The sequence below is a fragment of the Limosilactobacillus sp. genome, assembly GCF_051873035.1.
In the GTDB taxonomy this organism is placed as follows: domain Bacteria; phylum Bacillota; class Bacilli; order Lactobacillales; family Lactobacillaceae; genus Limosilactobacillus.
In genome coordinates, this window is record NZ_JBJEEL010000040.1 from 1 (window position 1) to 8,817 (window position 8,817).

Genomic DNA, 8,817 nt, shown 5'->3' on the forward strand with positions numbered 1-8,817 from the left:
CTGCTTAATTTACGTCATTAAATTCGTTCAAGTTATTTCTTGCAATCTGCCATATAAAAAAGCGACCACCGAAATTTTTCGGTGGTCGCTTTTTGTCTTTTATTCAGATTAGGAGATCTATATTACTAATAATTAGTCGTTAGCATGAATATCAAAGGCGTTTAACAGGGTATCAGCAACACCCGGAGCATCCGGATCGTGCATCCCCTTACCCTTATCGAGCTTGCGGAGGGCGTCCATTTCATCGGAGGTCAGTTCGAAGTCAAAGATTTCGGCATTGGACTTAATCCGTGCTTCATGGACAGACTTTGGGAAGACGATTACCCCCAGTTGGTGTTCGTAACGCAGGATAATCTGACCAACATCCTTACCATACTTTTCTGCCAGGGACTTCAGAACGGGTTCATTAAAGAGGTCCTGGTTACCTTCACCCAGCGGTGCCCAGGCTTCCAGTGCCACGTGGCTGTCAGCTAGAACATCCCGCAGTTCTTGTTGTTGGAAGTACGGGTTAAATTCTACCTGGTTAACGGCCGGGGTAACGTTAAAGCTGGGTGCCCACTTCTTCCACAGCTTTGGTGACATGTTAGAAACCCCGATTGAACGAATCTTACCGGCCTTTTGTGCTTCTTCTAATGCCCGCCAAGCTTCATCCACCTTACCGTATGGTTGGTGAAGCAGGTACAGGTCCATGTAGTCGAGGCCCAACTTGTTCAGGGACGTATCAATAGCCTTCTTGGCATCTTCATAAGCGTAGTCCTGTAGCCACATCTTAGAGGTAACCCAAATTTGGTCCCGCGGAATGCCACTGTCATTGATGGCCTTACCGACTTCTTGTTCGTTAAAGTAAGCGGCGGCGGTATCGATATGCCGGTAGCCCAGCTTTAAAGCATCGCTAACGGCCTTGTAGGTCGTACCGTCCGCCGGGATTTGGAAGACCCCGAAGCCAAAGGAAGGAATTTCATTACCGTCGTTTAACTTGAATGCTGGAATATTAGCCATTACTGTTACTCCTCCTTAGAAGTTATTCTTTTCGCTTTCTTGAACTGCCCGCAGGCTGGAACCAAAGATTTGTTCGATCGTTACCGGGTCACGGTGGTCAAAGAATTGACTTTCATTCTTGTCCAGTGCCGCCATAGCCTTCATTTCATCAGCGGTCAGTTCGAAGTCAAAGACATCGATGTTTTCGGCCATCCGCTTTTGGTGAACGGACTTTGGAATGACCGTGATGCCCCGTTGGAGGAGCCAACGTAAGATAACTTGACCATTGGACTTACCGTACTTAGCCGCAATCTTAGCAATGGTTTCGTTAGTGAAAATGGTTTCGTTAGTGAAGATGTCGTGCTTACCTTCCGCAAATGGTGCCCAGGCTTCAACTCGAATGTCTTCACCTTGAGCAAACTTGACTTCGCGGTCTTGTTGGTACCAAGGGTTAACTTCGATTTGATTAACTGCCGGCTTTACTGGTTCCGTCAATTCAAGGTCCTTCAATTGGTCGGCGTAGAAGTTTGAAACACCGATGGAACGAATTTTACCAGCCTTTTGCGCTTCTTCTAATGCCCGCCAGGCACCCATCGTGTCACCGTAAGGTTGGTGCAGGAGGTAGAGGTCCATGTAATCGAGGCCGAGCTTTTGGAGGGAAGCATCAATTCCCGCCTTAGCACGTCCGTAGTTAAAATCAGAGACCCACAGCTTAGAGGTAACGAAGATGTTTTCCCGCTTAACGCTGCTCTTGTTAATTGCCTTACCAACGGCCTCTTCATTTTGGTAAGCCGCCGCGGTATCAATCAGCCGGTAGCCAGTGTTCAAAGCATCGGTTACCGCTTGTTCGGCTTGGTTTAAATCGGGAACTTGGAAAACCCCGAAACCGAGCGTTGGCATTTCAACCCCGTCATTTAACTTTACAGTTGGTACATTTACATCTGCCATTTGATAACTTCCCTTCATTTCAATTGTTGACTCTATCTTAACTAGCAAACGGTAATTTGAAAATTACCAAAATTCAATGGTAGTATAGATACAACGTATACTAAAGGAGGCGCACCATGATAGATAACTACTTGTTAGAGTACCTTGTCACCTTTGCGCAAACCAAAACCTTAGCGCGCACCGCGGTCGCCCTAAATGTTACCCAGCCCACGGTTACCCGGGGAATGCAGCGGCTCGAAGAAGAGTTCGGCGTTAAGCTCTTTGATCGGCAGCCCAACCGAATCACCCTAACGCCAACCGGCCAGCTAGCAGTTAAACAGGCCCAGCGGCTCCTGGAAGAAAACCGGGCCATGGTTACTACCATCCAGAACTATGACCAGGCCCACCAGGTGATCAAGGTTGCCTGTTCGGCTCCCGGTCCCCGGATCTTGCTTAACCAACTCCAGGACCAGCTCACCCCGCCCCTCCAAGTTTGGCCTCAGCTGCTCACTAATGACCAGCTGATCGACCGCCTGCTTAGCCGTCAGTTTACCCTGGTTATCAGTAACCAGGAGGTCCAAAGCGACCAGGTCGAATCCATCTTTATCGGCCAAGAGCAGCTCTTCGTCAACCTTGACCAGTTTATGTACCTTGCTAACCAACGAACGGTGACCTTTAAGGAGCTCCGGGGAATTAGCTTTGTCCTCCTCAATGATATTGGCCCCTGGAGAACGATCGTACAAAGGCAAATTCCCGAGGCTAAATTTCTCTACCAGACCGACTATGCTGCCCTGCGCGAATTAACTAAGTACACTAACTTTCCCTTTTTTACTACTAATATTACGGATCAACACCAGGTCGAGACCTACGAAACTAACGACCGGGTCACCCTCCCCATTACCGATCCGGCCGCCACAATGACCTTTTACGCCAGCTACCTCAAGGATCAGCGCTCCCGGGTTTATGGTCTCATCCATGACCTAGCAAACCACTGGCCGCAATAACTTTCCTTCAGCACCCTCGCTCAAAATCAGTTATGATATAAATAGTAATTAAGTAGGAGGAAGAATTATGATTCGTGCGGTAGCAACAGATATCGATGGTACTTTTTTACGCCAGGACCGGACCTTTGACCGGGAGCTATTTACTAAGGTTTATAACGCCATGCGCCAGCAAGGGGCGCGCCTAATCATTGCTAGCGGCGACCAGTACTATTTCCTTCGGTCGCTCTTTCCTGACCAGGCCGATGACTTGGCCTACGTCGCCGAAAACGGTGTCCTCACCGTTGATCGCAACGAGGAAATCGCTTGTGACCGCCTGGCACCGGCAGATGTCCAACGGGTAACCTCTTACCTGGACGAACTGGCAGGCGTTGAATACTGCGCTAGTGGTCGGCGTTACGCCTATGTTCCGGCCCGTTCCAGTGACCGCTTTAAACAGATCATCCCTAATTTCTACACCCGGGTCAAAACAGTCACCGACGTCAATGCCGTCGCGGATGACTTCATTTTCAAATTTGCCTTAAACGTTCCCCACGACCGGCAGGCAGCAATTATCCGCGATATTAACAACCGCTTTAAGGGGGTCATCCGGGCCACCGCCAGTGGCTATGGTGCCGTCGACCTGATCATCCCGGGGATGGATAAGTCCTATGGGTTAAAACAACTACTTGACCGTTGGCAGGTTAGCCCGGACGAACTCGTCGTTTTTGGTGACGGTGAAAATGACCTTGAGATGTTTGACCTCGCCCGAACCAGTTACGCCATGGCCAACGCCCCGGCCAATGTCCAAGCAGCTGCTAGTCAAGTTATCGGTACCAACAATGACCAAGCCGTCCTCCAGCAACTGGCCAAGCTGTTTTTATAAAGAGAACATTAATATTACACAAATGGGGTCCAGAGATCGGCAAAGCCGAACTCTGGACCCCTATTTGTGCTTGCGGGGGTGACTTCTATCACACTCCCGCCACTTTTTTATTCTCTAACTAGGTCTTCCCGGTTCAAAAAATCAGCCCATTTTTGAGTAACATTTTCCAGGGAGAACTTGGCCGCCGCATCCTGGGCATGGTCCGCATATCCCTTTAGTTTGGCCGGGTTCTTCAACAGGTCCGCCAACGTTACGTAAAGCGTATGGGTATCGCCGGCGGGAACCAGGCGCCCGCTAACCCCATCGTCAATAATCTCTGCCGGGCCATAGTTGATATCATAGCTAACTACCGGACAGCCATGTCCCTGGGCCTCGAGTAGGGCCATAGCAAAGCCCTCGTATGAACTCGTCAAGACTTCTACTTGGGCCGTCTCGTATACCCCGGTAAGGTCATGCTGGTAACCACAGAAATGAACATAGTCACCAGCCTGGCGCTCTTGGACTAAGTGTTTTAAAGAATTAGAGGCAGCATAGTTGTCCCAGCTATCTTCAAAACCATAAATCTTTAGATCGACTTGTGGATACTTAGCGTGGAGAAGCGCCACCGTGTTAATAAGGTGGTCCAGCCGTTTAACCGTGGTTAAGCGGGCCACTGCGATCAGCTGTCCTGGCCGGCGGTGGTTAAACGGAACGGACTTCTTTAATACGTCATCACCCAAGTACGTGACCGGGATGCCATAACTCGCAGACGTTGCAAAGCGCCGGGCAGCATCCTGGGCTTCCCGCTGGGTTGCGGAAATGAGGCCCCGTAACTGTCCTGCCTTTAGCATGTCAGCAATTGGTTCATAAACCGCGAATAACTTACCATCGGCCTGCCCATCCTCAGTGAAGGCCGAATGAAAGACCTGGTAGGCCGGCACGCGTGTCTTCATCAACTTAAACGCCGGTAAGATAACATTGGAGCGGTCCGCGATTAAAACCGCCTGGGGGTCTTTACGGACAAGCTGGTCAAGAAAGTAAGCGCGTAGGGCCATCTCGCTATCAAATTGGTATTCCTGACCCTGGTCCCAAAGCTGAATCAGGGTCAGGATAGGGACATTATCCTTGCCACCTCGGTAATGGTAAACAATCTTTACTCGGCCCTGGGCATCGTAGTACTGGCGCGTTACCACCCGGGCCCGGTCTTCAAAGAATTCCGTATAGGTGCGACAACCACTATCATAAAAGTCGCGGCGGTCCGTAAAGCCGAAGTGGTCTAGGTAGTCAACGTAGTAGAGGCGACCTGCATTAAGGTGCGCCTTGATCCGCGCTTTGCCATCGCGCATGGCCACTAGACCATCGACCGTCATGTCAGGCTGGTGGAGGAGCCGGTTGACCAACCGTCGATCATCACTGGAGGGCTGGTATGCTAGCTGCTGAAAGTACTGGAAAAGGTTTAGGACCCGGCCCGTAACACCTAACTTGGCCTCCACTGCCTGGTGGGCATGGTTATACTCCACGGTAATAATCTTGGCTTCCTGCTTGAGCCGGTCAAAGATCCGGAGACGTTTGACCTGGGCAATTTCAATTGCGGACGTCAGGACATCCTGACGGTTGGTAATAAAATAAAACACCGATGATTCCTTCTTCCGATAGCGGCGCACATTAAACTTAGTTATTCCTTCCCAGTATACCAAATCGCGGTCTTCCTTGTCTTTGCCGATAATGGTGATTAAAATAGGTCTAGATTAGAAAGCAGGTGACATGATGAAGAAAAAATTGCTATTGCTATCAACCGGTGGCACGATTGCGTCGATCGCGTCCAGTGACGGCCTCAAACCGGGTGAGTCCGGGGAAAGTCTCCTCAAGATGCTGGGTGACCTCCCCTTCGATGTCACGGTTAAGGACATCCTGGAAATGGATTCTTCTAACATCCAGCCCGAAGAATGGGAGTACATTGCCAAGAAGATCGATAAATACCGCGACGACTTTGACGGGATCGTCGTGTCCCACGGGACCGATACAATGGCCTACACCGCCTCCATGTTAACCTTCATGCTCCAAAACATTAACATTCCGATCGTCCTAACCGGTAGCCAGGTTCCGATGAACGTACCACTTTCTGACGCCCCGGATAACATGAGCCTAGCATTTACCGCGGCCGCCAAGTGCCAACCCGGTATTTACCTGGCCTTTAACCGGAAAGTGATGCGGGGCTGCCGCTGTGTCAAGGTTCGGACAACCTCCTTTGACGCCTTTGAAAGTGTCAACTTCCCCCCGATTGCCCAGGTAACCTCAGACGGCTTCCAAATTTTCCACTCGCAACCAGCGGTCAGTGGTCAGTGCCACCTCAATACGAAGATCAATGCCAACGTTTCCCTGGTTAAACTATTTCCGGGCTTTGACCCCACCCTTCTGCACGCCATGGCTAACAACGGCTGTCAGGGGATCGTAATTGAGGCTTACGGACTCGGTGGAATGACCTTTATCCGTCGTAACCTGGTAGCCGCCGTCGGTAAGCTTATTCGTAACGGCATCCCCGTAATTGCCGCTAGTCAGTGCCTGTACGAACGTAGTGACCTTACTAAGTACGAAGTCGGTAAGCAGGCCCTGCTTGAAGGGGCAATTAGTGCCCATGACATGACTTCAGAAGCAGCAATCACCAAGCTGATGTGGGGACTTGGTCAGGGCATGGATGTCGCGGCAATTAGTAAATTTTTCAACACCAACGTTGCTGGAGAAGTGACGTTAAATTAATAACTGAAAAAGCGACTGGAAAAAAACTTGTTTTTTCCAGTCGCTTTATCTATTCATTATTATAATTACCCGTCGCCGGGTTGACCGGTAGGTGGTGGTGGTGATGGTTCAAGATATGCCGTTGGATAATATCAATTACCTGCTGGTTTTGGGGGAGGGCCGAGTGCTGGGCCAACCTACCAGTCACCGTTATTTGCGTATAGTGTTTGACAACCCCCTGGTAAATATACTTACCCGCCTCGGCACTGCTGACGGAGACTAGACCATCTTCAACGTAGTTCTCCGACCCCACGACTGAGTAAACGTCGAGGTTGGCCGGTAACTTATCACGGTTCTTTTCAAAATCGGTTAACATTTCGGTCTTCCGATCAAGCGGTTCCGCGAAGTTGAAGGGACTCGCAATCGTCAGCAGCCGGGTAATCCTGATCTGTCGCTCATTAAAATAGTGCTCTAAGAAATAAGTATAGACCAGCCCGCCGTTGGAGTGACCGATCCCTTTAAAGTTATTAAAGGCGTAGCGACTCTTTAACTGGCTAAAGGCCTTACTAAACATCTGGGCCTGCAGTTTAATGTTTTGGTAGCCATCATGATTATTCTGAAAGCCCACGACGATAAACGGTTCCCGGTCCCGCGGCCGGATTCGGCCGTTATAGGTGATCTTACCGTCGTTATATACTTTAACCTTTAGCAGGCTGTGGTTACGGTGGTCAACCCGGTTTAGTTTTCGGACGAGCGAATCAAAGCGGTTCACCGATGCGCTTGAACCAGGGATCATAATCACTGGTGACATCACTGACCGTTGCCGATTTTCCATCAACTGGATATTATGATTTGTCCAATTGCCGGCTAAGATTGCCAAAATACCGGTAACTAATACCAAGATTACCACTAGCCACCGGCGCTGCTGCTTAATTTTTAGCATGAGTACGACCACCCGCCCTTTCTTCAATTAGCCGACTTTCCACCTGGTCAGCCAGCTTAACAAAGGGAATATAAGCAATAACATCAACTACCAGTAACAAAATTGACCAGAATAGTGCAAACCAGTCACCACCCGTACCGATCAATGGTACTAAGATCCCTGGTGTGCCCACCGGCGCCGGATAGACCAGCGGTGGCAGCAGTTTTAACATAATTAGGCCACTAGCGACCACCATGTTAAAGAGCGGGAGGAGCACAAAGGGAAGAACATAAATTGGGTTTAATATTACCACCGCCCCCATCGTCAGGGGTAAATTAGCATTAAAGAAGACCGGGAGAAGACTCGCCTTGGCCACCGCCCGCTGGTTACGGTGGTGGTTAACCCAGATAATGGCAATTAAGAGGGCGAGCCCTAACCCCACACCGCCAAACCGGCCAAAACCATTGTAGAGAGCCGCCGGGGTAAAGGGGTAGGGAACATTGAGGTTCGTCTTGTGAGTTAGTGCATAGTTTAAGTTTACGAAGATCTCCGAGCGAAACATTTCATTAGAGATATTGATCGACTCAGCGAACCCCAACCAGGTAAGGATCGTGGCTAACAGTGAAATCAACATGGTTAGTGCGTAGTTACTATGGCTATTAAGAATTTCTAAGATGTACTGGTTAATATCTTCATCCACCCCTAGCTGCCGTATAACAGCGTAGGCAAGGTGTACCAGAAAGGCACTGGTGAGGGTAAGTAAGATCGGTATAAAGTTCGCAAAGGCACTTTGGAGAATGTCATTACTCCGAAGGTGCAACTTATTTAAACTGATTTTCTTACCAAAGAAACCGAAGAGGAGTCCGACTAGGTAACCGACGAGCACCCCAACGATAAACCAGTTAGCGGTATAGTAACGCATATCGATAATACTACCATTTTGCCGAAAACTATGGTAGAAAATTAAGACGTAGCAAGCCATTGCACTTACGCCGACCGCCGGAATTTCACCCTTTCGCTGCCGGGTGGTTAACTGGGCACTGATGTAGGCGGCGTAAGGTGCGGTAAAGCCTAATGTGACCACGCTAACGTCATTAAAAAGGTTGCGCCAGAATTGATAGCCCGTCAGCCAGCGCCGCACGTGCAGGGTGCTCCCAAGAAAGCCGGCTGGGGATAAGAAGATGGAACTGATAATCTCGGCAACACTGCCGATCAAGATAATCGGAAATAAGGTTAGCATCGTCCGTTGAATAATTCGTATAAATGATAATTGGCGAAAATGGACTAACCGATCAATTAAAGTGTCACTATTAATCATTTACCCGTCCTCCTTTCTATCAATTATATTCCTTGAAGTGAACTACTCGGCCATAAATGACCGAGCTTCTGGGAACACGAAGTAGTATTTA

The 8,817-nt window shown here is 49.4% G+C and carries 8 protein-coding genes; 3 read left to right on the plus strand and 5 right to left on the minus strand.

Annotated features, from left to right (window positions below):
- Nucleotides 1–132: 132 nt before the first annotated feature.
- Together ACI31H_RS03665 and ACI31H_RS03670 are read right to left on the minus strand one after the other, a co-directional pair.
- Complete coding sequence (locus ACI31H_RS03665; protein ID WP_439770646.1) at nt 133–999, minus strand: aldo/keto reductase; 867 nt, start codon at nt 997–999, stop codon at nt 133–135.
- Nucleotides 1,000–1,014: 15 nt separating this feature from the next.
- Nucleotides 1,015–1,926: an aldo/keto reductase gene (locus tag ACI31H_RS03670; RefSeq protein ID WP_439770647.1), complete on the minus strand. Its 912-nt coding sequence runs from the start codon at nt 1,924–1,926 to the stop codon at nt 1,015–1,017.
- A 116-nt stretch (nt 1,927–2,042) separates the two neighbouring features.
- On the opposite strand from ACI31H_RS03670, the gene ACI31H_RS03675 reads away from it, so the two are divergent.
- Both ACI31H_RS03675 and ACI31H_RS03680 read left to right on the plus strand, forming a co-directional pair.
- The gene (locus tag ACI31H_RS03675) at nt 2,043–2,909 is read left to right on the plus strand and encodes a LysR family transcriptional regulator (protein ID WP_439770648.1); all 867 of its coding nucleotides are present in this window, start codon (nt 2,043–2,045) and stop codon (nt 2,907–2,909) included.
- Nucleotides 2,910–2,976: 67 nt separating this feature from the next.
- Entirely contained in the window at nt 2,977–3,771 is a 795-nt protein-coding gene (locus ACI31H_RS03680) for a Cof-type HAD-IIB family hydrolase (RefSeq protein ID WP_439770649.1), read from the plus strand.
- 107 nt (nt 3,772–3,878) lie between these two features.
- On the opposite strand, the gene ACI31H_RS03685 is transcribed toward ACI31H_RS03680, so the two are convergent.
- Nucleotides 3,879–5,384: a glycosyltransferase gene (locus ACI31H_RS03685; protein WP_439770650.1), complete on the minus strand. Its 1,506-nt coding sequence runs from the start codon at nt 5,382–5,384 to the stop codon at nt 3,879–3,881.
- Nucleotides 5,385–5,517: 133 nt separating this feature from the next.
- Between ACI31H_RS03685 and ACI31H_RS03690 the strand changes: the two genes are divergently transcribed.
- On the plus strand, nt 5,518–6,507 hold the full coding sequence (locus ACI31H_RS03690) for an asparaginase (protein WP_439770651.1): 990 nt from the start codon (nt 5,518–5,520) through the stop codon (nt 6,505–6,507).
- Between the two features lie 49 nt (nt 6,508–6,556).
- Here ACI31H_RS03690 and ACI31H_RS03695 read toward each other — a convergent pair whose 3' ends face one another.
- Together ACI31H_RS03695 and ACI31H_RS03700 are read right to left on the minus strand one after the other, a co-directional pair.
- Nucleotides 6,557–7,429, minus strand: coding sequence for an alpha/beta hydrolase (locus tag ACI31H_RS03695; protein ID WP_439770652.1), 873 nt, complete (start codon nt 7,427–7,429; stop codon nt 6,557–6,559).
- Nucleotides 7,416–8,726 (minus strand): PTS transporter subunit EIIC, encoded by a 1,311-nt coding sequence (locus ACI31H_RS03700; protein WP_439770653.1) that lies wholly within the window; start codon nt 8,724–8,726, stop codon nt 7,416–7,418. Before ACI31H_RS03700 ends, ACI31H_RS03695 begins: the two co-directional genes overlap by 14 nt.
- Nucleotides 8,727–8,817 lie beyond the last annotated feature (91 nt).